23 protein-coding genes and 3 pseudogenes are annotated in these 26,820 nt (G+C 57.1%); 13 read left to right on the top strand and 13 right to left on the bottom strand.

Translation table 11 applies throughout. From position 1 onward, the window contains the following. Positions 1 to 183 precede the first annotated feature (183 nt). Positions 184 to 529, top strand: a pseudogene (locus ACP7E0_RS33525) (ethanolamine utilization protein). A gap of 201 nt (positions 530 to 730) precedes the next feature. On the opposite strand, the gene ACP7E0_RS33520 reads toward ACP7E0_RS33525, so the two are convergent. Further along, positions 731 to 1,642, bottom strand: coding sequence for an NmrA/HSCARG family protein (locus tag ACP7E0_RS33520; RefSeq protein WP_426131527.1), 912 nt, complete (start codon positions 1,640 to 1,642; stop codon positions 731 to 733). A 120-nt stretch (positions 1,643 to 1,762) separates the two neighbouring features. Here ACP7E0_RS33520 and ACP7E0_RS33515 point away from each other — a divergent pair, with 120 nt between their 5' ends. From ACP7E0_RS33515 to ACP7E0_RS33505, 3 genes are all read left to right on the top strand, one after another. Beyond that, a complete protein-coding gene (locus tag ACP7E0_RS33515) occupies positions 1,763 to 2,176 on the top strand; it encodes a winged helix-turn-helix transcriptional regulator (RefSeq protein WP_426131525.1) in 414 nt (137 codons plus the stop codon). Between the two features lie 185 nt (positions 2,177 to 2,361). Continuing rightward, positions 2,362 to 3,036: a response regulator transcription factor gene (locus ACP7E0_RS33510; protein WP_426131523.1), complete on the top strand. Its 675-nt coding sequence runs from the start codon at positions 2,362 to 2,364 to the stop codon at positions 3,034 to 3,036. Beyond that, complete coding sequence (locus tag ACP7E0_RS33505; protein ID WP_426131522.1) at positions 3,033 to 4,427, top strand: sensor histidine kinase; 1,395 nt, start codon at positions 3,033 to 3,035, stop codon at positions 4,425 to 4,427. Before ACP7E0_RS33510 ends, ACP7E0_RS33505 begins: the two co-directional genes overlap by 4 nt. On the opposite strand, the gene ACP7E0_RS33500 is transcribed toward ACP7E0_RS33505, so the two are convergent. After that, complete coding sequence (locus tag ACP7E0_RS33500; protein ID WP_426131520.1) at positions 4,376 to 5,065, bottom strand: CPBP family intramembrane glutamic endopeptidase; 690 nt, start codon at positions 5,063 to 5,065, stop codon at positions 4,376 to 4,378. The two genes, ACP7E0_RS33505 and ACP7E0_RS33500, sit on opposite strands and share 52 nt — an antisense overlap. 1,542 nt (positions 5,066 to 6,607) lie before the next feature. Here ACP7E0_RS33500 and ACP7E0_RS33495 point away from each other — a divergent pair. The 6 genes and pseudogenes from ACP7E0_RS33495 (at position 6,608) to ACP7E0_RS33470 (ending at position 15,651) form a co-directional block, all read left to right on the top strand. Beyond that, complete coding sequence (locus ACP7E0_RS33495) at positions 6,608 to 8,392, top strand: amidohydrolase (RefSeq protein ID WP_426131518.1); 1,785 nt, start codon at positions 6,608 to 6,610, stop codon at positions 8,390 to 8,392. Between the two features lie 476 nt (positions 8,393 to 8,868). Continuing rightward, positions 8,869 to 9,726: an alpha/beta fold hydrolase gene (locus ACP7E0_RS33490; RefSeq protein WP_426131517.1), complete on the top strand. Its 858-nt coding sequence runs from the start codon at positions 8,869 to 8,871 to the stop codon at positions 9,724 to 9,726. A 318-nt stretch (positions 9,727 to 10,044) separates the two neighbouring features. After that, positions 10,045 to 11,094, top strand: coding sequence for an Atu2307/SP_0267 family LLM class monooxygenase (locus tag ACP7E0_RS33485; protein WP_426131515.1), 1,050 nt, complete (start codon positions 10,045 to 10,047; stop codon positions 11,092 to 11,094). Continuing rightward, a complete protein-coding gene (locus ACP7E0_RS33480; RefSeq protein ID WP_426131513.1) occupies positions 11,094 to 12,629 on the top strand; it encodes a VOC family protein in 1,536 nt (511 codons plus the stop codon). Before ACP7E0_RS33485 ends, ACP7E0_RS33480 begins: the two co-directional genes overlap by 1 nt. A gap of 620 nt (positions 12,630 to 13,249) precedes the next feature. Further along, positions 13,250 to 14,687: pseudogene (locus tag ACP7E0_RS33475) on the top strand (catalase). A 28-nt stretch (positions 14,688 to 14,715) separates the two neighbouring features. Continuing rightward, positions 14,716 to 15,651, top strand: a complete 936-nt coding sequence (locus ACP7E0_RS33470) for a pirin family protein (RefSeq protein WP_426131511.1) — start codon at positions 14,716 to 14,718, stop codon at positions 15,649 to 15,651. A 79-nt stretch (positions 15,652 to 15,730) separates the two neighbouring features. Here the strand turns inward: ACP7E0_RS33470 and ACP7E0_RS33465 are convergent, their stop codons facing one another. Together ACP7E0_RS33465 and ACP7E0_RS33460 are read right to left on the bottom strand one after the other, a co-directional pair. Beyond that, a complete protein-coding gene (locus ACP7E0_RS33465) occupies positions 15,731 to 16,561 on the bottom strand; it encodes an NAD-dependent epimerase/dehydratase family protein (RefSeq protein ID WP_426131509.1) in 831 nt (276 codons plus the stop codon). Further along, positions 16,554 to 17,009: a nuclear transport factor 2 family protein gene (locus tag ACP7E0_RS33460; protein ID WP_426131507.1), complete on the bottom strand. Its 456-nt coding sequence runs from the start codon at positions 17,007 to 17,009 to the stop codon at positions 16,554 to 16,556. Before ACP7E0_RS33460 ends, ACP7E0_RS33465 begins: the two co-directional genes overlap by 8 nt. 53 nt (positions 17,010 to 17,062) lie before the next feature. Here ACP7E0_RS33460 and ACP7E0_RS33455 point away from each other — a divergent pair, with 53 nt between their 5' ends. Further along, complete coding sequence (locus ACP7E0_RS33455) at positions 17,063 to 17,674, top strand: TetR/AcrR family transcriptional regulator (RefSeq protein ID WP_426131506.1); 612 nt, start codon at positions 17,063 to 17,065, stop codon at positions 17,672 to 17,674. A gap of 178 nt (positions 17,675 to 17,852) precedes the next feature. Here the strand turns inward: ACP7E0_RS33455 and ACP7E0_RS33450 are convergent, their stop codons facing one another. Then, positions 17,853 to 18,269: a nuclear transport factor 2 family protein gene (locus ACP7E0_RS33450; RefSeq protein WP_426131504.1), complete on the bottom strand. Its 417-nt coding sequence runs from the start codon at positions 18,267 to 18,269 to the stop codon at positions 17,853 to 17,855. Positions 18,270 to 19,221: 952 nt separating this feature from the next. On the opposite strand from ACP7E0_RS33450, the gene ACP7E0_RS33445 reads away from it, so the two are divergent. After that, positions 19,222 to 20,034, top strand: coding sequence for a helix-turn-helix domain-containing protein (locus ACP7E0_RS33445; RefSeq protein WP_426131503.1), 813 nt, complete (start codon positions 19,222 to 19,224; stop codon positions 20,032 to 20,034). A gap of 199 nt (positions 20,035 to 20,233) precedes the next feature. On the opposite strand, the gene ACP7E0_RS33440 is transcribed toward ACP7E0_RS33445, so the two are convergent. From ACP7E0_RS33440 to ACP7E0_RS33425, 4 genes are all read right to left on the bottom strand, one after another. Continuing rightward, positions 20,234 to 21,004 carry an alpha/beta fold hydrolase gene (locus tag ACP7E0_RS33440; RefSeq protein ID WP_426131529.1) on the bottom strand — a complete coding sequence of 257 codons (771 nt, stop codon included), beginning with the start codon at positions 21,002 to 21,004 and terminating at the stop codon, positions 20,234 to 20,236. Positions 21,005 to 21,607: 603 nt separating this feature from the next. Beyond that, complete coding sequence (locus tag ACP7E0_RS33435; RefSeq protein ID WP_426131501.1) at positions 21,608 to 22,087, bottom strand: ankyrin repeat domain-containing protein; 480 nt, start codon at positions 22,085 to 22,087, stop codon at positions 21,608 to 21,610. Then, on the bottom strand, positions 21,970 to 22,665 hold the full coding sequence (locus ACP7E0_RS33430) for an ankyrin repeat domain-containing protein (protein WP_426131499.1): 696 nt from the start codon (positions 22,663 to 22,665) through the stop codon (positions 21,970 to 21,972). Before ACP7E0_RS33430 ends, ACP7E0_RS33435 begins: the two co-directional genes overlap by 118 nt. Positions 22,666 to 22,723: 58 nt before the next feature. After that, positions 22,724 to 23,737 (bottom strand): alpha/beta fold hydrolase, encoded by a 1,014-nt coding sequence (locus ACP7E0_RS33425; RefSeq protein ID WP_426131497.1) that lies wholly within the window; start codon positions 23,735 to 23,737, stop codon positions 22,724 to 22,726. A gap of 173 nt (positions 23,738 to 23,910) precedes the next feature. Here ACP7E0_RS33425 and ACP7E0_RS33420 point away from each other — a divergent pair, with 173 nt between their 5' ends. Next, a complete protein-coding gene (locus ACP7E0_RS33420; protein ID WP_426131495.1) occupies positions 23,911 to 24,537 on the top strand; it encodes a TetR/AcrR family transcriptional regulator in 627 nt (208 codons plus the stop codon). 122 nt (positions 24,538 to 24,659) lie between these two features. On the opposite strand, the gene ACP7E0_RS33415 is transcribed toward ACP7E0_RS33420, so the two are convergent. From ACP7E0_RS33415 to ACP7E0_RS33400, 4 genes and pseudogenes are all read right to left on the bottom strand, one after another. Further along, a complete protein-coding gene (locus ACP7E0_RS33415) occupies positions 24,660 to 24,989 on the bottom strand; it encodes an antibiotic biosynthesis monooxygenase family protein (protein ID WP_426131494.1) in 330 nt (109 codons plus the stop codon). Positions 24,990 to 25,017: 28 nt separating this feature from the next. Continuing rightward, positions 25,018 to 26,007 carry a zinc-dependent alcohol dehydrogenase family protein gene (locus ACP7E0_RS33410; protein WP_426131492.1) on the bottom strand — a complete coding sequence of 330 codons (990 nt, stop codon included), beginning with the start codon at positions 26,005 to 26,007 and terminating at the stop codon, positions 25,018 to 25,020. Between the two features lie 61 nt (positions 26,008 to 26,068). Next, positions 26,069 to 26,371: an ArsR/SmtB family transcription factor gene (locus ACP7E0_RS33405; RefSeq protein ID WP_426131490.1), complete on the bottom strand. Its 303-nt coding sequence runs from the start codon at positions 26,369 to 26,371 to the stop codon at positions 26,069 to 26,071. A 344-nt stretch (positions 26,372 to 26,715) separates the two neighbouring features. Then, positions 26,716 to 26,820, bottom strand: a pseudogene (locus ACP7E0_RS33400) (AraC family transcriptional regulator); the annotation flags it as partial.

Here is a 26,820-nt window from a genome sequence, read left to right as displayed (position 1 = left end):
TCACCGCACTGACAGACGACGGCATGGACGAATTGGAGCAGATGCTCAAAGACGCCCGCCGCTCACCCCAAGAATGGAACAACTTCCTCGACAGCTTTGTTGACGACGAGCTCCTCGTCGCTCGCATTAAAGCGAAATCTACGCGGTAGCAATCGGGCGGTTACGGAAAACAGGAGGAAAGCTATGAAGATCCGAAAATTCAATGCTTCTAATGCAAATCTGGTGCGGTCTCCGGGACAGGACGGCGAAATTTTGGTCTGGTCGATGAGAATGACGGCGGGCCAATCACCGTCGGATACGGTCGCTACGGTCCCAGGAAGAGCCTGACGGAGACAATGGCTGTCGATAACGTCATGATCGTCCTGGAAGGTAGGCTGGCCGTTCCCACAAGGGCAGGAACTGTGACGGCCGGGCCGGGCGAAATCGTGTAATGCCAAAGGGCGAGGCCGTGACCATCACTACGCAAGACGAGGGGCCACTCACCGCCTATGTAACGCATCCGCATTGGGCGAATGTCCACGAAGGCTAATCTGAGGTAAGTCCGAACGATGCCCGGCTTATGAGGCTTACAGCAATTCTGAGACGGGAGGAACGTCAAACATGATCTTTTACTCCCGTCTGAATTGCGATGGGTTGACGCAGCCAACCTTATGAGCAACACGCGACGCGTTGGTGGAACCGGCGGCTAGGAGATGCCGGGAGGAAAGCGTCACTCCCGGCAGTCTATGCATTACCGCAGTGCAATACCAGCCTGAGGCGCTTTAAGTGCTTCCTCGAACAGGGCTTTTCCTGGACCGGAAAGCCATTGATTCAATTTCAGCATTGGTCCGAACTCGCGCTCAAGTGCGGGGATGTCCGCGACCCCGGCTACCACCCCGTCATCAACAAGCGTAGTAAGGCGGCGCAGAAAATCATTCCCGGCGAGCAATTCTTCGGAAAACCGCTGATAACGGATGGGGCGGCCTGCCGCCCTTGAAAACGCTTCTTCGAGATATTCGCCTGTGATGTGTTGCCCCGACAGTTCCAGCGTCTGGCCGGCATAGCGTTCGGGTTGGCAAAGTATCTTCGCATTGATGCGCCCAAGATCATCAAGCGCTATCATCTGCATCGACTGCCCCCTCTGCATGAAGAATGTGAATACGCCGGTATTCAATCCCATTCCGGGGAGCATCATCATTTCCATAAAGCTAGCCGGACGAGTGATGGTTGCAGCGATCGGCAAGCTGCGAATGTATTCTTCGATCTGAGACTTGCTGTCGAAATGACCCATGCCGGTAGGGCCTTTTCCTGCTGCCCCTCCGGAAGAATATACAAGATGAGCGACCCCGGCAGCCACAGCGCTGTCGCCAATAGCCTTGCCTTGCGCCACTTCCTGCTCATCTGTGACAAGTCCGGAGGGCGAACTGGTCTGCACGCTGAAAACGCCGCGTATCCCGCTCATCGCACGATCAATCGATGCGCGATCAAACAAATCGCCGACCGCGAGCGTTATTCCCTCAGCGGCAAGCGCCTTGGCCTTTTCGCTCTGCGGATTGCGCACGAAGGCGCGAACCTCCCGGCCAGCCGCACGCAACGCCCTTGCTATGACACCGCCTTGTTGGCCTGTGGCCCCAAAAACGAGAAATTCTGATGGTTCTGACATGGTAGTTCTCCATAATAACTCTTTGCAGTTACTATATGGAACTACTATAAGAGTGCTGCAAGACGGCACATTTTTGGGCCTCAGTCACACAAAGAGAACCAATCGTTGGAGGAGATTCGAATGTCGCGGGAGATCAATGGTCGGCCTATCATCGAAACGTCGCGCGGGCCGGTATTGACGCCCTGCGCTCCGGGCAGTGTGCTGGCGCGGCTTGGCGACAAGTGGACGATACTCGTTATTTCGATACTTTCGCTCTCCCCCGACGCGCCGATGCGGTTCGGAGCGCTCCGGCGGGGTATTCCCGACATCTCGCAACGAATGCTGACCCTGACCCTTCGCAATCTTGAGAGGGATGGCCTTGTGGCACGGCACTATTACACCGAACTGCCGCCACGCGTGGAGTACGAGCTAACGGACCGAGGGCGTTCGATGCTGAAACCGCTGGCCGGGTTCACTGACTGGATACGGAATACATGGCAGGACATCGAAGCATCAAGGACTGAATTTGACTCGGCGACACAGAGTGGCAATTGAACGGCCGCGATGGGGAGACGGGAGCTTTTGGCCATTTATCGCTTTGAGCGGCAATTGCAGCGGAGTAGTTGCTCTCCGGCTCTGCTTATGACCGTTGACAATAGCGCTCACCATCAACTCGGACGAGCTGGGACTAAGCACAGTACGGTTAGGTAATAGCGCTAATGCCAAGATGAAGGAACGAAGTGCGAATTTTGCTTATCGAAGACGAACACCGGCTCGCTGAATCGCTACGCACAGTGCTTGAGCGTGAGCGTTTCGTTGTCGATCATGTCGACCGACTTGCGTCAGCTGTGGAGGCTGGCCAGATGGCTGAGTTTGATTTGGTCTTGTTGGACAGAACATTGCCCGACGGTGATGGCCTATCGCTTGTCCCAACGTTGCGAGCACGTAATCCTGGTGTTTGGATTATCGTTCTCAGTGCGCGGGGGGAAGTGGCTGACCGAGTGTCAGGGCTCGATCAAGGGGCCGACGACTATCTCGTCAAGCCCTTCTCACTTGATGAGATGCTGGCACGTATTCGTGCAGTTCGGCGGCGCCCCGCCAAACTTCAGAGCGAGGAAATACGAGCCGGATCGGTCATCTTTGACCTCTCGAACGAGCAGGTTGAAGTTGGAGGCAACCGCGTTGAGCTTCCACGCCGGGAGTTGCGTGTCCTCGCAGCACTGATGAAACGTCGCGGTCGAACCGTGCCGCGCGAAGCGCTTGAACAAGCTGTATTCGCGTTTGACGACGAAATACAGTCGAACACACTCGACTCCCATATCTCCCGTCTGCGCCGAAGGTTGAAAGACTCTAACGCGCGGATAGAGATACACGCGATCAGAGGCGTTGGTTATCTGCTACGGGAGGCTTCGTGAAACAGCAGGGTTCACTCAAGCGACCGCTTATCATCTATCCGCTAGCAGTTCATTTTGCCACGCTCTTCGCGTCCTTCGCCATACTTATCTCGGTCGCGATCCGCATTGACAGCGGCGGACCGTATACCGATGAGCAAATCGTTCCAGTCATCGCTCGCGCCATAGAACGTAACGAGTCAGGTGAACTTTCCATCTCCGTGACTCCCGAACTGGCCGAACTGCGCGCGGCGACACCTGAGCTATGGTTCGTGGCCCATGACGACAGTGGCCGCAGCGTATCCTTCGGCCGTGTCCCTCCATTCTACAACTCATTTGTGGGCCGATTGAGCGAACTTTCTTACGCGCATTTGCGTGACCGTACACCACCTTACGATCTGGCGGCCGTGGTCAGAAGAGAGATGACGGATATTGGCCCCCTGACCATTATAGGGCATGGTGCGCTTTCGGAGCTCAGCTTCATAGTTCTGCTCGCCTCCAACACCGTCATCCTTCCGATCTTCCTTTTGCTCACACTCACATCACTTTTGATTGTACCATGGATCGTCAAGCGTTCCCTTGCGGGCGTTTCCCGCATTGCGCGCGAGGCAGAAGAGATCGATACTGGACGGCGCGGCCGTCGCTTGAGCGAAAGTCATGTTCCGAGCGAGATCGCCCCATTAGTCCACGCGGTGAACGACGCGCTGCGGCGACTCGACGACGGATATGAACGCCAACAGCGTTTCGTCGCATCGGCATCCCATGAACTGCGGACTCCTGTCGCAATTCTGCGGAGCAAAGTGGAAAGTTCTGATAACGATGAAGTCCGTGCCCTTGGAATGGAAGTCCACCGTCTAGCAACCATGACCGAACAATTGCTTGATCTCGAGCGCCTTGAAACCAACAGGCACTTCGAAAGTCTGGACCTAGCCGCTCTTTCTCGACAAGTGGTCGGTGATTTGGCGCCGCTCGTCATCGCTGGCGGACGATCTATAGAAGTTGAAGTATTGGGCAGCGAATTATGCGTCGGAGATGCCGCGGCCCTGGAGCGGGTAATCATGAACCTCGTCCAAAACGCGATCGACCACGGCGGAAGCCATGTCATCGTGCGCGTCGTCGGAACTGCCTTCGAGGTGGAGGATGATGGGCCCGGGATTCCACTCGAAGAGCGCGACCGTGTCTTCGAACCATTTTATCGACTACGACCGCGCTCCACCGGAAGCGGGCTTGGCTTGAACCTTGTGCGCGAGGTGGTTGCTCGCCATGGAGGACGGGTAAAGATTTTGGATTCCCGCAGCGGCGGTACCGTCGTTCGCGTCGACCTCTGTGAGGCGCAGCCGTCCGGCAGCGCCCAGAATGCATACTATACCGTCGACCCTGACAGCGCTGATTCTACCGTATGCAGCCCGTTGTAGACAGCGTGCAGCACGATGCACGGCCATACAGACCCAGTCCTGCGCAACAGGATAGCAGAGAGCAGTCCTACCATGATCGCTACCCACAGAACCACGCTCCATCCGTGCACCAGCCCGAAAATGACCGAGCTCAAGCCAACGCCTGCCCAGGCACCGTACTTGTTCAGCGCGTTCGCAATCACGCCCCGAAACAGCAACTCTTCTCCTATAGGTGTCAGGACCGCGCCTCCGAGGAATGACAGGAGGAATGGCCATGCACCCCCACGCGCCGCCGCATGCAGAATGGCTTGAGGATTTTCGCCATGGTGTCCTGCCACTTCCTGGTAAGCGCTCACAATAATAAGGCTTAACCCGTAGCCCACAACGCCCATGACGCTCGCGATGACGGACCATCGCACGGTGCTATATCTTATGCCAAAGGCAGCAAGGCTTCGCCGGCGCATTGCGAAAACCGCGCCGAAGCCAGCAATGCCCGCGATACCACCACCGAAGGAACCAATGACCCCTTGCAAAACGGGCCGATCGGGAGCCGCGAACCCCATAACAAGCGCCACCATGTTAAGGGCCACACCGAACGTCGCTATTCCTACCCCAATTTCAGCCCAACCCAAACTCTGTGGGGTCTTCGAGATACCCATTTATCGTCCTTTCGAGGCGAGATGCTTAGCTTGCGGTCGGGAGGCAGAGTCTTGGGGGAGAACCTTGTGGCCAAAGCATCGGTGCATCGGGCTATACGCCTCCCGTGGGGTGTCTCGGCTCGCGCTAGTTCCTCAAACCATGACCGGCGAGGAGGGGGTTCGTCTCCGGAGCCCGGTAGGCCAACCTAGACGTTTAACTTGCGCCGCTCGTCATATGCGGGCTCGACGGCGCGCGGATGACCGCGCGACCGTATAGAGCAAGGTGCGAGCTAATCGCCGAGCTCAGCCTTAGCGGCGACCACACTCTCTTCTGGTCGGATCGCGGTCGCAGCGTTGCTCGCGTGCACGATCCGACATGATCTGCGCATTCAGGGCGGTTTCGCTGGCCAGGTTTGCGGCATATGCGTCCCTCATGGAGGATCCGTCCGATGTGCACCCGGTAGCGGACAGGGTCAGTAGCGTCATGAGACCAATGGCAAGCGAGGATCGATAACCCTGCCTTAAAAGAGCGTGAACCATGTTTTTTCCTTTGGTTTGAGGAGTGACAGTCAACGACAGGCGCCCGCATTGCTGTCGGCCGCCGTTGATACGCAAGAAAGCTACGAAGATTGCGGGAACATGGAGTCCGTCCAGAAATTTCCGGGCACTCATAGCGCGCATGCGCTGATCACTGTGTGTAAATGGCCACTTCCGATGAAACTTGCGTCGATATTCCGGACGAAATTTCCGACCATCGTATTTTGAAAAAGCGTGGCAGAGAAAGGACTACAGCAACGAGTGGTCGGGCCGAGGGTTAGCCCGTGCCGGATAGAGGTGCCGGTGAAACTGGGCGCGTTTCTCTTGATTGAAGGGCGCTCCCGTCAGGGAGAACGGGAGCGCCACAGCGGAACCACGGGGGGAGGAGTAACCCGTCATTCCGGATGGAGAGAGGGATTAAAGTCAAAGGCCTTCGTGTGTTGCCCTTTCGCCCCGATGCGCCTGCCTGCTGGGCGAGCCGCCGGGGCACGCCGAAGATCGCACCGGCTCCATACAACGAGGGGGGATTAGACTGCGTCGTCGGGGAATGCAGCGCGCAAACTGCTATTACGATGCCGATCTTGCGGCTTGTTGGTGGACGTCTGGTTGCTCGCGCTGCCATGAAGCCAGCTCAGACACGCCTGCTAATCCGTTTATGACCTCAGTGCTTAAACTAATCCGTGGATGATGATCTGGTCATACTGGCAGTATCGCTCACGCGGGTCTGGAATTGCAGACGGTCGACCGTTCTACCGACATGTGCCATCGGCCCGAGGCGTATGCCTCCCAGAGCTTACCTCTCGAAGGCGCCGTAGGAAAAAAGCTTTAACAGGCTCGTCTCAATAACCGATGACAGGCCAGCAAGATCGGCGCGTACGCAGCAGCTTCTGCGTCGCGAGCAGCGAAATGGCCAGCTACAGTCGATGTCGGAGAAGCACAGTGCGGTCACGTTTTGAGTGGACCCACACTGACGAGGGCGTGGTCAACTGCCCCGCCAATAACCATTCTACTCGAAGGAGGATAGAAATGAGTACCGTAATCCCAACACAGGCAGATCACGTCGGTTCTACGAACCGCGCGCAACCTGCGCCGGCGTCTCAAGGCGCCGACATGATCGTCTTCAATGCGAATATATTCACCGGAAATCTCGCGCAGCCAGAAGCTTCCGCCTTTGCCGTAAGGAATGGTCGCATCTACGCGGTCGGTGCTGACGAAGAGATTCTGGGCCTTAAAGGTTCCGCCACCCAGATGATCGATGCCGGCGCTCACAGGGTTATACCTGGCATAAACGATGCTCATATGCATCTGCTCAATGAAACCAGTTACACCTACAATGTTAGATGGGACGGCGTGCCCACACTGCGCCTCGCCCTGACCATGCTGAAGGAACAGGCGGAGCGGACGCCCGAGGGGCACTGGGTCAAGGTGATTGGTGGTTGGTCACCCTATCAGTTCGAGGAAAAACGTTTTCCTACAATGGAAGAGTTGCGCGAGGCGGTACCAAACCGTCCCCTTCACGTGCAATACGCCTATAACCGCATCTTCCTCAACGACCTGGCAATCGAGGCTTACGGCGCCGGAACAAGCCGCTTTCCCGACATTCAGGTCATTGAGTTCGAAAAGGACGACAAGGGAAATTACACAGGCTTTGTCTCCGGCGATACATTCGGCTTTCTTGCTCTGGAATCTCTTGTTCCCCAGCCGGACCTGGATGAGCAACTTAGTGCTCTTATTTACACGATCCACAACCTGAACCGCTTCGGTGTCACCTCCATATTTGATTGCGGCAGCAGAGGCTACCCAGCGGCCCACGTCACCGCGGAAATGCTCATGCGCGAAAATCGTTTCAATCTTCGGATGAGCTTCGTCGACATGCAGTTCGGGAGCGCTGGCATGATCGATGCCGAAATCAGCGCTATTACCAAGGCGTCGCCAATGAGCCCCGGGCAGAACCTCAATCCCTCCGTAGCGCACGGCCATGTGTTTCGCGGCGCCAAGGCGTTGGAAGCGGAAGTGCACGATCACGAAAACTTCGACCGCCCGGCTGTTATTCTCGATCCGGAACGTATTCACTTTCACGTCGAACAGGATATTGCAAAGCTCGTCAAGCGGCGCATCCCGTTCCGTATGCATATAAGTTACAACGAGAATATCACTCCTTTCCTTGATGCACTGGAGAAGATGAACGAGACCACCCCCCTCGACGGCCTAAAGTGGAGCATAGAGCACGCGGAGACGATTACCCCGGATAACATCATTCGGGTCAAGAAGCTGGGTGGCGGTATTGCGCTTGACCCTAAAATGGCATTGCACGGGGACGCCTTTATCAAGACGTACGGCCGCGAGAAAGCGCTGGACACGCCCCGCCTGCGTGCGCTTGTGGACAGTGGGGTGCCCTTGGCTATGACAACCGATGCATTCCGGGTGACGACATACAATCCATGGGTCGCTATGAGCTGGATGGTCACTGGCCAGTCAGTGTCGAGCACCGAGGTTCTTGGTGAGCACAACCGCCTGTCCCGTGTCGAGGCAATACACCTCTTCACCAAGGGTGCTGCATGGTTCACGGATGCACAAGCCGAAATGGGCAGGATCGCCCCAGGAAACCTGGCCGATTTCGTTGTTCTGGACAGAGATTATTTCAGCGTGCCGGAAAATGAGATCAAGCACGTCACATCATTGTTGACCGTCTTGGACGGCCGAGTGGTATTTGGTGCCGGAGACTACAGCGCCCTTGCAACAGCCCTGCCAGAAATCCTTCCGATTTGGTCGCCCATCAAGTACTATGGTGGCTACCACGGTGCCAAATGAGCCAGCAATAATAAGCGATTTGCCGCAGGGCCCAATTCTTCAGCGAATATACCGAGTGGTCCATTCTCTGGCTTCAACCGGGTGGCGCCACAGCAATGAGTGGCGTCAGGACGGCTGCGCGAAGGCAATTACGACTGCATCACAGCCTTCTCCGAAGCGCACTTTGCCGACGATCTGGTTGCACCCAGCACCCAGGTGCTGCTCTGCACGGTGAAGACACTCAGACCGTGCCGATCGAGAGTTCGGCGCACAGAGCAGTCAAGCTGGTCGGGACGGAACGCTTAAACCTATCCCGGACTGTCTCACGGCTTGTTGGCGACATCCTGATGTGACGAATCCAGCCCTGCTTGCATTTGCCGTGAAATGAAACAGTACGAAAAAATTTGCCACTGGTGACGTCGATAATCGGCATTACCCTACTTCGCAACTCTTAGGGGCCAGCTATGCGCCGAGCCTCACACGACTGGGAGATGAAAATGGCTGTGAACTACAAAACGTGTCAGGTCGGTGACGTAAATGTATTTTATAGGGAAGCAGGACCAAAGAAAGCGCCTATACTTCTACTGCTCCATGGATTTCCGGCCTCAAGTCACATGTTTCGGGACCTTTTTCCGCTTCTGGCAGACAAGTATCGGCTAATTGCTCCGGATATGCCGGGCTTCGGACAGACTGTGGCACCACCGCGCGGTGTTTTCTCATATACGTTCGATGCGCTGGCGAACGTTATGGGCGGATTTGTCGAGGCTCTTGGCTTGGACCAATTCGCTATCTATGTCTTCGATTACGGTGCTCCGGTCGGTTATCGTCTAGCAATGGTGCATCCAGAGCGCATCACAGCGATTGTCACCCAAAACGGCAACGCCTATCTGGATGGTTTCAGTACCGAATGGGGTCCATGGGAAGCGTATTGGCGTGACTCGACTCCGGAGAACCGTGAAGCTTGCCGCGAGTCGCTTTCAGCCGCAGTGATCGAGAACTGGCAATACCGCACTGGAACCAAGCCAGAGCAGTTGTCGCCGGACGGCTATTTGCTCGACAATGCATTGATGGCTCGCCCGGGTGCAGAAGCAATTCAGCTGGACCTAATTCTTGACTACCGCACCAATCTGGAGCGCTATCCTGAGTTCCAAATATATTTCCGACAGCATCAGCCACCACTGCTCGCTGTCTGGGGGCGTCATGACCCAGCTTTCGTTCCCTCTGGAGCAGAAGCTTACAGACGCGATCTTCCGAACGCCGAGGTGCACTTTCTCGATACCGGCCATTTTGCGCTGGAAACCCACGTGGAGGAGATTGCGGGGTTCATACGAACCTTTTTGGGTCGTCACCTGTAGCTCAGCCCTTGGGTGCGCCCCCCCCGCGAGCCGCAAATAGACATACCGCCCACGCGCGCTTTTTTGCCCAGCCCGTGGGGTTTGGCATCGGTCGTAGGGGTGAGATTCAAGGTGTTAGAGCGAGCAGGAACCGGATTATTGTATGCCAGAGAATGCACGCGCGGGGACTAGGGCACGACTGCAAGTCACGAGCGCGCGTACGGCGAATTGCCCGACAAACACCTGCTTGAAGGGCCTCGCAGCGAAAATTACGGGTGCCGTTCGCGGCTCCGTGATCCAGTTAAGTCTGAATAAAAATAATCTTTTCGGAGAGTTACAATGGAAATTGGGATCGACAGTTTTGCTGCCATTATGCCCGATTCAAGGACAGGAAAGGTGCCCTCGGCCACCGATCGCATGGCCGATCTTCTCAACGAGGTGGAGATTGCCGACCGGGTTGGGCTCGATGTGTTCGGCATTGGTGAGCACCATCGCGCGGAATTTCTTGATTCCGCGCCTGCCATCATTCTGGCGGCGGCGGCGGCACGCACTAGCCGAATTCGGTTGACAAGCGCCGTAACGGTGCTGAGCGCCGCCGACCCAGTGCGGGTCTTTCAGGAGTTCGCGACCCTAGACCTGATTGCAAAGGGCCGCGCGGAGATCGTTGTGGGCCGGGGGTCGTTTGTCGAGGCGTTTCCCCTGTTCGGCCTTGATACGCGCTCTTATGACGATCTCTTCGCAGAGAAGTTAGATCTTCTGCTAAAGCTTGGTGAGTCAAACAATATCTCTTGGAAGGGTCACTTCCGCCCAGAGCTGACCGGTCAAGGTGTTTTTCCCCGTCCCCATCAGCCGCGTTTGCCTTTGTGGCTCGGTGTCGGCGGCACACCGCAATCGTTTGCTCGTGCAGGCGAACTGGGCCTCCCCCTTATGATTGCCATTATCGACGGCAGTTTTGAACGCTTTCGACCGCTGGTTGACCTCTACAGGGAAACCGGCAGGCGCGCCGGACACAGCCTTGAAACGCTAGTGGTCGGCATTCACGCGATGGGTTTTGTCGGCGAGACAGACACGGCGGCAAGCGATGATTTCTTTCCCGGCTGGGCGCATATAACCGCCACAATCGGCCGCGAACGCGGCTGGTCGCCGCCGACGCGCCAGCAGTTCGACATCTTGACCGGCACGGAGGGCGCGTTCTTAGTCGGCAGCCCGGCGACAGTCGCAGCCAAGATGCTGCGCGCCAGCGAAGTGCTTGGCGGGGTCTCGCGCTTCACCTTTCAAATGAGCACGGCCTCGGTAAACACAAGCTCGATGAAACGTTCAATTGAGCTTCTAGGAAAGGACGTCGCGCCGATCGTACGCGGTGGCTCACCTCGAAAGGCGACACATTAATGACGAGCGGCATACACCATTTTACCGGCATCACGGCCAACGTGCAGGCCAACGTTGATTTCTATGTCGGATTTCTTGGCCTCAGGCTTGTAAAGCAAACCGGAGGGTTCGCCGACGCCGAGCAGTTGCATCTCATCTATGGCGATGAGCTCGGAAGCCCAGGCTCGTTGCTGACCTTTCTCGTCTGGGAAGCTGCCGGCCGTGGTCGCACCGGTATTGGCCAGGTATCGGAACTTGCGCTAGCCGTGCCACCAGCCTCGCTCGGCGACTGGCTCACCAAGGCGCTAACCGCACAAATACCAGTCGAAGGACCCACTCGAGAGTTCGATGAATCGATCTTGCGGCTTAAGGATCCTGATGGTTTGATCGTAAAGTTGGTCGGCGTCGACATGCCAACGCCTGCACCGCTTGATGCCGCGCCTACCCGGGTGCGGGGTGTCACACTACTAACAGACAAGGCCTTAGAGACCGCTCGCTTCGTGACACTCTTTGGTTACAAGACCGGCGCACGCGAGGGTCTGACGCAGCGCATGGTGTCCGATACAGATATTGTAGATGTTAGGGAGGTGTCGGGGTTCGTACCATCAGTGCCAGGCGCGGGGGTTCCTGACCATGTGGCTTTTCGCGCTCACGATAGTGATGCCGTCCGATCCATGCGTCTCTCGCTCAAGGATCATGGCCCAACCGAAATTCATGACCGCAAATATTTTCTCTCGCTCTACGTTCGTGATCCTGCTGGCATACTCTTGGAATATGCCACGGACGGGCCTGGAATGACCGTCGATGAAACGCCCCGCGAGCTTGGCACAACACTATTCATACCTCCACGAGACGCCGACCGCGCTCGAGATTTGAAGGCGATGCTGCCCCAATTTGCCTTACCCGGCGAGGATCGGTTTCCAGCTCGCACGCTGACCTTCATTCATCGTTTCAATCGACCGGTGTATCCGGATGGCGCGACCCTGGTGCTAATGCATGGCACAGCTGGTAACGAGACTGATCTGATGCCAATCGCGCGTCGCGTCGCACCGAATTCGACCCTTTTGGGTGTACGTGGCAGAGCGACCGAGGAAGGCAGCAATCGCTGGTTCCACCGGGTCGACGCTGAGAGATTCGATCAAGAGGATCTGCGTGGCGAAGCCGCAGCGTTCGCGGATTTTGTCAACGATGCCGTAAACGGCTACGGACTTGACCCAGACAAACTAGTTTTTGTTGGCTATTCGAACGGCGCAAACATGCTGGCTGCGGTCATCCAACTTCATCCTGGTGTTGTCCGCCGCGCGGTCTTGTTGCGCGGCATCCAGGCGTTAGAGAACCCGCCCAAGCTGGACCTGTCTGCAACGAGTGTGCTGGTGCTTGAGGGCCATGATGATCCCTTCGCCCGTGTTGCTCCATCACTGACAGACGCGCTGTCAACGAGCGGTGCAGATGTTGAAGTTCGCTCGCTCTCAGCCACGCATGAACTCGGGCCCGCGGATATCACGGAATCATCAGAATGGATCCGACGAAATCTTGTTGTGCCCAAACCCTTGTAGACGTCGCCAGGGCGGCGGAAGCAGAAGATCATTTTGTTGCACGCAATGCGCGTGGCCGATGTAACTTTTCGGCAAATATGGGTAAGGTCGCTTCAATCGGTGAGTGGAATTTGAGCTTACACCTTCGTGCCGCTCATCCAGCGAAAACACGAACTGCCGACTTAAAGAACTGACCCCCTCGTCGATTTTCGCTTCCGTTTGTTTGAGCGCCGCTCCAGCCTTCTTAAGAGGTGGAAGCGGCCCTTTTCGTGAAGCCGATAGCAGTCCTATCCGATGGCCATCACCATCGAATCGCGCAGCGATCTATCCAGTTTTGCCCTAGCCTCGACCGGCCCCCCACAAACGTTCGCCCATGCTGAGCGATGTGAGGTGATGAGGAGCAGGCCCGCTGGTGGCGCCGGGATACAGCCTTGGAAAACGAACGGCGGCGTTGTGCCTCTCACAACGAGAACCAGTGGAATTTCGGGTCTTTTTTACATCAAGTCGCAATATCGGCAACGTTGCAGCAGAGACAGCGACGCGGTGTGAGCGATGCCCTGTAGATTTCGATATCACAAGCTTGACGGCGGAATTTCGGCTTTGTCGAGACTTTAGGAAGATGATTTCGACCTCACTGGACGATTGGCACTTGCCTCAAAATAAAACCTACGGCGCCGTTAGGCGGGGCTCAGAACATCCTCACCTCACCGGATCGAGGTTTGATCATATTGCGAGATTGGCAAAGGGGCGAGTGACTTGGTCACCAAAAACAAAAGCGCAGACAAAAATGCATCACCTATCCTAAGGGGTGGGGGCGCGCATGGGTTATTGCGGATCACAGCAGACATCACACATTTGACGTGTGCAAGCGTGTTTGAACCGGGTGCTGAAACGTCAATGGTGGCACAATTCTCCACCGGCGCCTTTGGCCCAAGCGCTGCCGATCATGAACGCGACGTGCGCAGTTTTGCACTGAAGTTCTACACCAGGGATGGAAACTGGGATTTGGTAGGCTACAACACTCCGGTGTTTTTTGTGCGCGACCCTCTAAAGTTTTCTGAGTTCATCCGCTCGCAAGAGCGCCATGCGTACACGAATTTGCGATCAACCACGGCAATGTGGGACTTCTGGTCGCGATCCCCGGAAAGTCTGCACCAACTTACGATACTCTTCTCAGATCGAGGGCTCCCCGTCAGCCCAATCCACATGAACGGCTATGGTAGTCACACACTCAGCTTATTGAACGAGAAAGGGGAGCGGGTATGGGTCAAGTTTCACTTTAAAACCCGCCAAGGGCATCGTTGCTATACCAATGATGGGGCGGAAGATGTCACCCGATGCACATGGGTGGGCTATCAGGAAGCTTTGTTTAACGCCATCGAAGCGGAAAAATACCCGCAGTGGACCTTGGAGGTGCAGGTCATGACACCCGTCGAGGCGGAAAGACTGCCCTTCAACCCCTTCGACGTTACCAAGGTATGGCCTCACGCGGACTTTCCTCCCATTGAGGTCGGCGTGCTCGAACTCAACCGAAACGTCGACAACTACGTCGCTGAGATCGAACAGCTCTCTTTCAGCCCCTCGAACGTTGTCCGTGGTGTAGACATTTCGCCGGATAGGATGCTGCTTGGCAGAATATTCCCCTATGCCGATTCCTACCGCTTTCCACTTGAGAACCCTTCCGAAGCGCTAGCAGTCAACCGACCATACTCCCCCGTACGTCACCACGACGAGGGAGCGGCCCAGCGTGTCCTTGATAACGTACAAAACCCTCATGCTCGCTACGAGCCGAACAGTTTCAACGGTCTGCGGGACACCAGCGTCTTCAGGGAACCTCGTTTTAATCTGGAGGAGATGGCTGACCTTCGTGACGGCAAAGATGATTTCAGCCAACCGCGTGCGCTTTTCCTTTTGTTTGGTTCGGGACAAAAGGCCCGATTATTCTTTAATATTGCGGTGTCCATGAAGGACGTGCCGGAGAGCATCGTGGCCCGCCAAATCGAACTTTTTAGTGAGGTCGATTCACACTATGCCGCCGGTGTCTGTGCTGCCTTGGATGCGCTGGACCCACAGTTTTAGCCTGACCCAAACGTAAGGAGAAATAGAGATGAGCTGGAACCCTGCAATCGAGCCGGGCTGCCCTGATGACGTCGGAAGCGATGCGATCGAAACCTTGATCATTCCTCGTTCTCGTGATCTCGGCGGTTTCGAAGTACGGCGAGCTTTGCCTGCTCCCAAGCGGCAAATGGTCGGACCATTCATTTTCTTCGATCAAGCAGGGCCCGCAGAGTTTCTCACGGGGCAAGGTGTCGACGTCCGTCCACATCCGCATGTTGGTCTGGGGACGGTCACTTATCTCTATAGAGGTGAATTTCATCATCGGGACAGCACCGGCGCGGATCAAATTATTCGCCCTGGGGCATTGAACTGGATGGTCGCCGGGCGAGGTGTCACCCACTCCGAACGCACCACTGCAGCAGCTCGCAGTGGCCCCAATAGTCTGTACGGGATTCAAACATGGCTAGCCTTGCCCGATGCTCACGAGGATGTGGCCCCGAGCTTCGAGCACCATGGCAAAGAAACTCTTCCGATAATCGAAGACGGTGGTGTTTCGGTTCGCTTAATTCTAGGAGAGGCCTACGGTAAAGTAGCGGCCGCCAAAATGTTCTCCGAGACCTTCTACGCCGATGTCCAACTTTCGCCTGGCAGTCGGATGCCATTGCCCGACAATCACGAGGACAGAGGGATTTACATCGTAGAGGGCTCTATCACCGTCGCCGGTCAGGAGTTTCAGGGAAATCAAATGATGGTGTTTCGACCTGGGGACCGGATTACGGTTGCAGCTACCAGTCAAGGCGCCCGGCTGATGATCCTAGGCGGAGCGACGCTCAGCGGCCCACGCTACATTTGGTGGAACTTTGTCGCCTCGTCCAAGGAGCGAATTGAAGCAGCCAAGGCCGAGTGGCGGGCCGAGATGTGGGGGACGGGGCGATTCGATCTGCCGGCTGAAGACCGCGACGAGCATATCCCTCTGCCGGATTGAGGAGAAGCACCGCTCCAACAGCGATGCTTCTCTAGTCGGCGGGATCCGCTTCGAAAACAGCGGTGACAGCCCGCGGACATCACTCCCGAAGCATTCCTGCATGGGTTGCGAGAAACGAGCGAAGGTCGTTCGGGCTTCGATTAGTCCAGCGCTCCACCTCGTCTGTGACGCGATCCTCCGCTCCTTTGGAAATAGCGTCATCGAGTGCCGCGAGAGTCTTGGCATAACTTAACGGCAGGCCGTAACCCTCGTAGCGCCCGGCGAGCTCGGCCACGGTCAAGCGGGCGTGGCGTACTGCCCGGCCGCTCGCCTCTGTGATCGACGAGGCGACCTCGTCGTAGGACAGTGTCCGCGGGCCAGTCAGAATGGGTTCGGCACCATCCAATGCATCAGACTGAATGAGCATGGACGCGGCAACAGCTGCGATGTCCTCGGCGTCGATGAAACCGACTCGACCATCCCCGGTCGCCGAGAAGATCGCGCCGTCTTGGCGGATGCCACTCAAATGCTGCGTCAAGAAGTTCTGCATGAACCAGCTCGGGCGCAGAACGGAGTAGTCCTTGCTATGGTCCGCAAGCCATGCATGGACCTTGCCCATCATCAAACCGCCCTTTGGCAGCGAGGATGAGGAAAGAAGCACAAGGCGTCGGCGGAGGGCGGCTTTCTCCAGGAAGGGCTGCATCGGCACCAAAGGTTCGATCGTGTCGGTCGGCGCGACGAGATAGACGCCGTCCACCCCATCAAGTGCGGCCTCGAACGTGGAGGCATCGCTCCAGTCGAACGAGATGTCCCCAACCGCGCGAGGACTGCGGGTCGCCCCGCGCACCCTGACACCCATCTCGCGCAAAATACGAGCAAGCGCGCTGCCGGTCTTGCCGGTCGCGCCAGTGACGAGAACAGTATCAACCATGACGCACCTCGCTGCCTGTCAGCTTGGCGACCTCTTCCGCGCCTCGCAGGGCGCTGAGTACCGCTAGCGGGTTCCAGTAGTCCTTGTAATGGACGATCCGCCCGTTGCGCGTCCGGATGATCGACACGTACCGCTGCTCATAGGGCTCACCGGTCGCAATGCCCCTCCCAAAACCTTCAAACTCGAGCACCACGGTTTGCGGGTCGCTCGTCTCGATGATCGTCGGCTCGCTCATCCGATCGAATGTGATGAGCGTGGCGAGCATGGAGAGATGAGCAGCCAAAGCTTCTCGCCCCTCGATGCGTCGGGGGAGGTCCGCGTAAGCGAACGGGAACTCCATCACCCCGTCCGGATCGAAAATCTCGTTAAAGGATACAGCATCGGGATCGAGCCTGTCGCCAAGCGCGCGTCGGAGCATGAGAGAAAAACTTCCCAAGGTCTCTGTCATCGTCTAAGTCTCCATTGGAACGATTACGTTCCGACGATATAGGAGACACTTTGATGGAACGCAACCGTTCCGACGATTTTCCGGCGCGACGATTAAGCGGAGCGGCCGTCCGTAGGGCGAGCGTCACGGATGCTCTGGTGCGGACTTTTTTTGAGGAATGGGCCGAAACAGGCTATGTGGGAATAAGCCTAGAACGGGTGGCGAGCCGCGCGGGGGTCGGTAAGGCGGCGCTCTACCGCCGCTGGTCTTCGAAGCTGGAGATGGCGAGCGATCTTTTGGCGCGCGTCGGGCTACGGATCACCGAGACCGGCGACTTGGGATCGCTGGAGGCCGATCTCGAGGCGGTCCTCCTCGCAATCCGTCGAGTTCTGCGCCACCGCACGATCCGGCGCATCCTTGCCGATCTTCATGCCCAGATCGGACGCGAGCCGGCGCTGGCCGAAGCCATCCGCCCGCTGCAGCAGGCGCGGCGCGAACGCGCTCACGCGTTGGTCGAGCGAGCCGTCGCGAGAGGGGAACTGGAAAACACTGTCGATCGCGAGACGATCGCCGATCTCGTGGCTGCACCGCTTTACTGGCGCCTCGTCGTGGTCGGTGGACGCTCGGACCGCGCACATATCCGGCGCCTGGCTCAGATGAGTGCGGCAGCCGCAAGAGCTGCGTAATCGCCACCACTTTCACGAGGGTCGACAATCAGTGACGGCTTCGCGCACTGCGAACTCGCGGCTGTACCGTTCATGGTCGAAACGCGACCTTCATCACCTATAGCTTCTCGAATTTGCGCTGCGTCGACCTTCTGCCGGCCGGTGGTTGACCGGCTGGGCTGATTGTATGTGAACATCTTTAGAACTGCGCACCGCCCATGGCCTGGATGAAAGCAAGTGGATTCCAGTATTCGCGGTAGTTGACAATCAGTCCGTCCTTGAAGGTTACAAAAGTAGCGTAGCTCATCTCATACGCGTTGCCGTTCGTCAGAACCTCGCCGGAGGCGCTCCATTCCGCGATGGCGACAGTCGCGTCGTCTGTCGAGTAGATACGAAGTTTGGGGATCGAGCGAACATTGATGACGCTCGGGTAGTTACGCAGATATCCGTAGAGCGCCTCTCGGCCTTCCAGCCGCCTTGGCGATCCTTCCGGCGCAAACGGAAACTCAGCTATGACATCGTCGTCACAGAGCAGCGACCAGCCTTTCATGTCCTTGGCAAGAAAGATATCTAGGCTATGACGCAAGAGTTCGACTGCTGAAGGGGAGTTGCTCACTTTGTGCTCCTTGTTTATCCGGGGCGGCTTCAACTTCATGAGCTGAAGCGAACGCCGCTGTGCCTAGCTTCGAACATAGCAAGCCGACAGAACGACGCGGTGCACAGGCTGCTGCGCGGTTTCCGATCTTGCGCTTTCTATCAGTCGACCTGAAACAGGGGGCCGCTCAACCCCGAGAAAAAGACACGCTTCGAAGCTCGATAACGGGTGCAGACGGACGAGTCAGCGTTCGCGGCGGCACGACGTCTTAGGAAAACTAAGCCAGCCGGCAGGGGAAGCAAGATCAATCTTGTGGCCTAGCTCGCAGTTCCCACTTTGACACTTTGACTGTTTGACCTGCTCCGCCCGCCTGACGTGCGAGGGTACGTTCTCCCCAGGGCGCGGGGGAGGTCATCGGCGCTGTGGAACGCACAAAACCGCTCGCTAAATGCCTCGCAGATGGGCTGGAAGGCGAACTGTCAGCCAGTACCGAGGTTTCTACGGGCGTCGCTCGGCCAGTGAACAGATGCGATGACGACCGCCTAAATCGGCATCGCCTGAAAGCGGTTTCGGACCATAACTGCTGGACGAAGCCCGCTAGTCGGCGTTACTACAGGGACAATAGAGCGAATTCGTTGTTTTTTATTGGAAAAGCTGTTTTGCCGAGCGTAATGCTTGCGCCAGGCCCAAAGAGCCTGAACTGCCGCACCAGTTAAATGTTCCGGTGCCTACGGGCGCGGCGCAAAATGATCCTTCAGCCGGAGATCTGAAACTGGTACTAGAGCGTAAATACCAGTAAGATCGGAAGGACTGCCCAAGGTAGCCGCTTGGCACTTTGGACGCCATGTGAAGGTCCCGATACGGGAGGGTACCAATGACGTCAGATCGTAGCACGTCCTTCAGAGCCTTCTATACTGAGGGATATCTTGCGCCCTTCGTACACGTTATGAAGTCCCCAGGTGGCGTCTTAAACATGATAGAGGCAGTACAACCCGGCGGGGACGTGTCTCGGCCTGGGTTGCCCGAGCTGACCCTTTATCAGGATATTATAGGTGGAAGCCACGTTACCGGCGATTTGGGTGGAGGACGTTTTCGCACGGGAAGTGAGAAGGGTGGCGTCCTGGTAGCTGCACCTAACTTTGCTAATACGGTCATTATCGACCGAGAACATCATATACGAGCACTGTCGTTTCCTGTGGACCAGTGGCAGGAAGTGATCGACGAAGCCTCGGACGGCCGGTTCTCGTTAGAATGTCCCCAACTGCACATTGGTCAGTTTCGACAAACCACTATCCAGTCGGCCCTACGAAATCTTTGGGCATTATCTGATGAAGAAGGGGCGCCGTCGCGTTTGTTGGCCCGAGCGGCGGGCTGCGAGATACTGGCAGAGTTGTGTCGATTGACTGGAGGCACTTTCGCGCCGACTAGGGGTGGCTTGGCCCCCTGGGCCGAGCGCCGGTGTTTGGAACTTATGCACGCGAGGCTCTCAGAAGATCTTAGCTTGGACGAGTTAGCCGCGGAAGCCCGGCTGTCACCGTTTCATTTTGCCCGCATGTTCAAACACAGCCTCGGCGTCCCGCCGCGTGTTTACCTGACCCGGCTCAGAGTTCAAAAAGCCTGTGAGCTTCTGGAAAAGACAAATCTATCTGTGACCGAGATCGCGCTTGAGGTTGGATACTCTTCTAACCAGGTGCTGGCTCGGGTATTTTTGAAAAGCTTACATATGAATCCAACTGATTATCGGCGTGCTGTGCGAGATCCCACGCGGTCATTTGTCGAGAGTTAGAGGCTGAACTTGGTACGCGTTCGATAGTGCAACTGGCAAGCATTTCGCGGCGCTGGAAACGGCGCAGTTGCTCGCCTCCGAAATCCGGCGTTCTTTCGTCTCATGCGCGATCCGTGGCACTGTGCTCGCTGGCAAGGGCGGACCTCTGCATCCGTGGCACTCGTCGCGCCATGAATGCAGAGATTTCGGGTTCAGGTCCTTACTTCGCGGATGCAGCTTCTTCTATGAGCTTGGCGACCGTCTCGGGGTTGGACACCATCACAACATGCGAGGCGCCGGGCACGACGATCGTCTTCTTGGAACCGGCGCGTTCGGCCATGAAGCCGAGCGATTGCGCTGGGATGTTCTTGTCCGCGTCGCCATAGACGAAATAGGACGGTATGGTTTTCCAGGCGACCGCGCTCGGCTTTTCATTCAATGCGCTTGCCGCGATCGGCCGCTGGGTGGATGCCATGATCCGGGCTTGTTCCTTCGAGACGTCCGCTGCGAACTGATTGTGGAACTTCGACTGGTCGATGTACAGGTCCTGATCGCCGCCCTCCAGGGCAACAGGCTTCGCGAGAGCGTCGCCCAGTGTTCCGCCCGAGAACTTGCCGGCGAGATCCGCTGCCGTTTCGTTCGCGTCCGGAGCGAACGCTGCAACATAGACCAGCGATTTCACGGATTTCGCGGATGTTGCGGCGTCGGTGATGACGGCGCCGCCGTAGGAGTGGCCGACGAGAACTGTCTGTGTCTGGAGGCCGTCAACGATGCGGCGGACATAGTCGCCATCCTTCTTGACGCTGCGCAATGGATTGGCGACCGCGACGACGGGATAACCGTCCTTCTGCAGGTGTTCGATCACACCAGACCAGCTTGAGGCATCCGCAAAGGCACCGTGGACGAGGACGATGGTGGGTTTTTTCGTTTCGGCATTTGCCGTTGCGGTCAAGCCGAGGGTGGCGGCAACTCCGGCCGCGATCGTAAGCATCTTGATCATCGTTGTTCTCCTTTCAGAACTGTCATTATGTATCGCGCAAAATTCAATCGTGTACAACCTAATACACAAGTTAAGGGATCACGTCTCTGTGAACTTTGCCGCTCGAGGCAAATCCGCTGGAGTTCGTAGACGGCATCGGACACAAACGGAACCCAATGTCCCTCTGCATCCGTGAAGCACCAACGTTACTCAACAAGGAATATTCTCGTGACCGATGGAAAAAAACTCTTCGCCGTCGGTGATGGGAAAAAGATAGCTGGACTGGCTGGCGCCCAAACCAGACGGTTGTCGAGGCAGTTGCCGCTGCACGGCCCGGCGGAAAGCCACTAGAAATCGAGAAAGTAATTCTGGCGCGCGATGTCGTCGTCGGCCGGTTAGGACGCACACTAGCCGGACCGCATCCTCGCGCTCGGTGGCTCCGATGAGAATTACATATAGGCCGCGAGGGTGACCCCATAGCAGGTCGTCGCCTTGCTGTCCGAAGTCGCAGGAGAGGTCGATGTCGTTGGTCTCGGCATCACGGAATATATGCCATAGGATACGATTGCACTGCATGAAGCGCTCGCCAAACTGCCGGTAATCAGCAGGTCCTGACTAAATCTTCTCCGAAGCGACAACAGCTCGTTCGCGCGGTGTCGCTTCTTCCTGCTGTTCGGCCTCCTCAAGGAATTGCACCAGTTTGTCATAACCGTACTCCACGGCAAGCTCCCGCGGCGTGAGGCCAGCATGGGTTCTGAGGTCGAGCAGGGCACCCGCTTCGACAAGGGCTTTTGCGGAATCCAGATGTCCGTGCCAGACGGCGTCGTGCAGTGCCGTCAGCCCGTTGTAAGGTCCCTGCGCATCGACTTCGAAGGCGGGCGCACCAGCGCGCGTTCTGTCTTCGGTCAGAAGCCGGACAATATCGGCTCGTCCGAAAAAGCTTGCCTCATGAACCGGCGTTCCCTTCATCAGGCCGATTACCCGGCGAATGTCGGCACCGGCATCAAGAAGCGCTTGGACAATATCGATATGTCCTTCCCTAACCGCGAGCCCGAGCGGGGTATAGTCGTCGTCCCGACTTCCCGTGATCGGCAAACGCTGATTGACTGGCTCGCCCGATGCAAGTAGGCGGCGAACTTCTCTGACATCGCCCGCGTCACCGCCGCCATCAGCGGCTTTGCCCTTATGTGTTCACCATCTTTCCCGTCACGGGCCTCGATCAATTTGGTGATCGCCTCAAGCCCGTCCAATTGCGCCAGTTCAAGAGCGGTTTGCTGCCAATGATTGCGGATCGTCGTTCTGGTGCCGCGCTCCAGCAGGTAGCGAACCGCCTCCGCGTGCTTGTGGAGAACGGCGTCCATTAAGGGCGTATGGCCAAGCACAGGAGATTGCTGATCGATAAAGGCGCCGTGATCGAGCAGCAGCCTGATGACGTCGGTATTGCCGGACTGAGCCGCCTTGTGGAGAGCAGTTGCGCCCATGCGGGGCTCGATTGCAAGAACATCTGCTCGAGCCGTCAGAAGGATTTCGACCATCTGTGACTGACCGAGCCCTGACGCAATCATCAGCGGCGTCAAGCCGTCGGGGCCGATGCGGTTCGGGTTCTCACCGGCTCGGAGCAGATAAGTAGCGGCGGCCAGGTCGCCCGACCAAATCGAAGCTTCGAGGTGCATGTGGTCCTCCTTGGTGCGTCGGAAAAGAGGGGAGCGTGATGAAATGAAAAGGAATCGTTCAGGCGCCGCGCGCTATCGTGTCGTCACCGGGTTGCGGTCCGATCGTGGCGAGAAACCTGATCAGTTCGGCATTGACGCGATCGGCTGCCTCGTGCTGCAGCCAGTGCCCGGCGTTCTCGATCCGAATGACATCGACCAGTCCCGGCTGCGTGTCCAGAAGCGATTCACGGGTCGGCGGTTCCGGATGAAAGAAATTGCACAAACCGTCCTCTGCGCCCCAAATGTAGAGCGACGGTTGCCGGACCAGTGCGTTCTTGAAGGCGGCGGTAAGATCGAACGTCGTCTGCACCACGCGGTAGTAGTTTAGCCCGGTCTGGAAGCCGGTCTTCTCGAACGAACAGATCGTTTGCTCGACGTAGTCGGGATCGGCCCAATCGGGTCTGGCAACGGGGGAAGGGCGAAGCATATCGCGGGCGGGATCGATCGGGTCCCATCCTGTCCCTTCTGGCGGGCTAGCCGACAGCCAGTAGAGTATGCTCGGGATGATTTCTGCAGCAGGCTCGAAGCGTTTTGCAGCCTCCGAAGCCAAGAAATTCATGGAATAATATTTCTCCCCGAGGCCGCGGTCGCGCAATTGGTCCCAAAGGCTTTCATCGCGGCGCGGAGCGAAGGGAATGCTGAGGCTTACCAGCGCATGAAAGCGGTCGGGCCGCATGACTGCGGCGCGCTGGGCACAGTCGGCCCCCCAGTCATGACCGACGATGACAGCCGTTGGAATGTCGAGGGCATCGAGAATGCCGATGAAATCGCCGACGACATGCAGCGAGGTGTAGAGTTGCGCTTCGGCCGGCGAATAGCTGTTGCCGAAACCGCGCATGTCGAGCGCCACGGCACGATAACCTGCCTCAGGTACCGCGCGCATCTGGCTCTTCCAGGTTTGCGCCGTGTCGGGAAAGCCGTGGCAGAACAGGACAGCTGGACCTTGCCCTTGCTCGATGATGTGAAAGCACTGTCCATCGACATTCACTTGCGCGCTGCGGACGGGAAAACTTGCATCGTCAGTGTGTTGCATTAGTTTACTCCTGAGACCCGTCGCTAATCACGGGGCATGACCTCCCCGGCCCATGCCGGTATCCTGCTTCATTCGACAGCAACGGTATCGGACGCAGTTTAAAAACCGGATGTGGCCGAACCTGACAGCTTAATAACTAACCTACCAAAGTTAGGTTCCATGAAAGTTTCGGGATGACTGCATCGAAGGCCATTGCCGCAAAGCCGCCGCAGCGAAGACTTCGCAAGGAAGATCGTCGGCGCCAGTTGCTGGAGACCGCCCGTCTCATCGTTCGGGAGGAGGGTGTCGATCGGCTGACGCTGGGCCATCTCGCTGACCGTGCCGACATCTCCAAGCCCGTCGTCTACGATCATTTCGAAACGCGTTCCAAATTGCTGATCGAGCTTTACCGACATATCGATGTCGAACGTGTCGATACGTTCCGGGACGCCATGGTGCGCGACAAGCGTAGTCTGGATGAAACCGTCCGCCTCCTCGCCACCACCTATATCGACTGCGCCGCCGAAACAGATGGCGAGTTTCAGGCAGTTGGCGCGGCCCTGACGGGAAGCGGGGACAAGACCGCCGTCTTTCACGAACTGCTCGACAATTGTGTCCGGATGTTCATTTCAGTGCTCGGTCCCCACGCCTCGGCATCGCATGCTGAGTTTGAGAGATGCTGCGTCGGTCTGGTCGGAGCGGGTGAAGCGCTCTCGGCTCTGCTGGTCCGCCGCAGTTGCAGCAGGGGTGAAGCGATCGAAACATTCGCGCAGTTGATAGGGGGCATCCTTGGACCTCATCCCAACTCACGATGGCCCTAGAAAACCTATTCTGTAGCTCGAAAAGACGATCGTCTATTGAATCCGAATGGGTGGCTGTAAGAACGACCTGACAACCACCCAGCACTAATCGGCAAGTTCCCTGTTGTACGGCGTTACCCACACTAAACGGGAGTGTTGAATGCATCATGTTCGCTTGCGGAAAATGCTCCGCCTTCGAAATGATAGACTTTCGGTTCTGCCGAAAAATATTCCTGTATTCCTCTCATGAACACCTCATGGTCGTCGCTCGCTTCGAAGACTGGAGTGTGATCCTCGAGCGAGCGCCATCGCACGATAAGATTGAATATTTCCGGCGTTTCGATCCCTTTGGCCAGAACATGGCCCTGGTAACCCTGGGCGCGGCTGAGTAATGGAAGCACTTCGGCGAATGCCTGTCTGAACTTGTCGGCATGCTCCGCGTGAACGGGCAGATGAGCGATCTCGTAGATCATGATGGCACCTTCAAAGTGGTTGGAGCGCTTATAAACCGCTGTGCGTCGTGTCAGCTGACGGGTCGACTGCGATCACGATCTTTCCTCGGACACCGTTGTTCGGGGTTTCGAGCAGGGCATGCGCGAGAGACAGGTCAGCCAGCGCATAGACGGCCCCGACATGCGGCCGCAGCTGACCACGGTCCACCAGCGTGCTGAGTTCATCCAGCTTCCCGCGGTTCTGTCGTGTGAAGACGAAGTGGATGCTGGCGTTCTTGCCCCATGCCTCGATCAGGTTCTGTGGCTGGGCGATGTCCACGATCGTGACAATGCGACCGAGTTGCGCGAGGACGTCCGAGCTGCGGGATAAGGTGTCACCACCAATAGTGTCAAACACGACGTCGACGCCGCGGCCGTTGGTTTCCCGCATTACGGCGTCGACGTAATCGTCGTTTCGGTAGTCGATGACGACGTCCGCGCCTACGCTTCGTGCGAATTCGAAGTTGTCTTCGCGAACGGTCGTAAACACCTTCGCGCCGATGGCCTTTGCGACCTGGATGGCGACATGACCGACCCCTCCCGCGCCGCCATGGATCAGGATGCTTTCTCCCACTCTCAACGCCGCACGTCCGACCAGGGCCTCCCATGCCGTGCCGCCGACTAGGCTCAGACTTGCCGCTTCCAGGTGGCTCAGCGAGGCGGGCTTCCGTCCGATGATGGTTTCGTTCGCGACATGGTATTCGGCGTAGCTTCCCGGCCCGTCAAAAATCTGTGGGGTGTACCAGACTTCGTCTCCCGGAGAAAAGCTCGTCACGCCCGGCCCGATTGCTTCGACAACACCGGACACGTCATGACCAGTGATGGTCGGAAGCGGCACATAGTCGCGATAATCGCCGCGCCGCACCTGGTAATCCAACGGGTTGATCGATATGGCGTGTACGCGCACCAGCACTTGTCCTGCCTGCGGAACAGGCTTTGGCACCTCGGTGAGCTCGAATGCTTCTGGGCCACCAAAAGAGTTGAGTATCATCGCTTTCATGTCAGATCCTCGTTTCGGTAAAAAGGAATATCGAGATTTCTCGATATTTCACGTCAAGAAATTACAGCTCTCTGCCTATGATTTCGGCAAGAGCACTGATGGTCGTTTCGTTCCGTTTATAATAAGTCCACTGACCAATGCGCCTGACTTCGACCAAGCCCGCCCGTTGCAGTGTCGCGAGATAATCAGACACCGTCGACTGCGACAGTCCGACGCCTTCATGGATACTACTGACGCAAACCCCAACTGTATGAACGTCACCTTCATCCTGCGGTGGAAAGTTCTTTACGGGATCCTTCAAGCCTTGCACGATTTCAAGACGTGTACGGTTTGAGAGGGCTTTGAATATCTCGAGCAGTTCCATACACAACTCATATCGGAAAAAAGCGATATGTCAATATAGCAAATGTCAGCGGGTTCCGCCTAGTGACGGACCTTTAAGGCAGTAGAACGATGGACCAGTGACGGCTGGTTTCGGCCAACGTCGCGCCTTGATCCCTAGATGTTTTCAAGAAAGTGAGGTGACCTTGCCGATGACCGATTTTCGTAGGAAGGTACGGCGAAGCGTTTGTCGGCGCGTAAGGCTCCACCTTCGAATCGTCGCGGCTGGAGGAAATGCACGTCGATCGAATCGGGCTCGTATTCAAGGAGAGGGACAAACATCACTAGGCACTTCACTGCTCAAACGGTGGGTGCGCGCCACTCACCTTAATCCCTCCGTGCAACTGCGATTTCTCGAGAATAGGCACCGGGCGGCATTCCCACATGCCGACTGAACGCGACGCTGAAGGCGCTTGCGGAGCCATAGCCGAC

The sequence above is a fragment of the Pararhizobium sp. PWRC1-1 genome (assembly GCF_049897905.1).
Classification (GTDB): domain Bacteria; phylum Pseudomonadota; class Alphaproteobacteria; order Rhizobiales; family Rhizobiaceae; genus Pararhizobium.
This window is presented reverse-complemented; position numbering and strand designations above follow the sequence as displayed.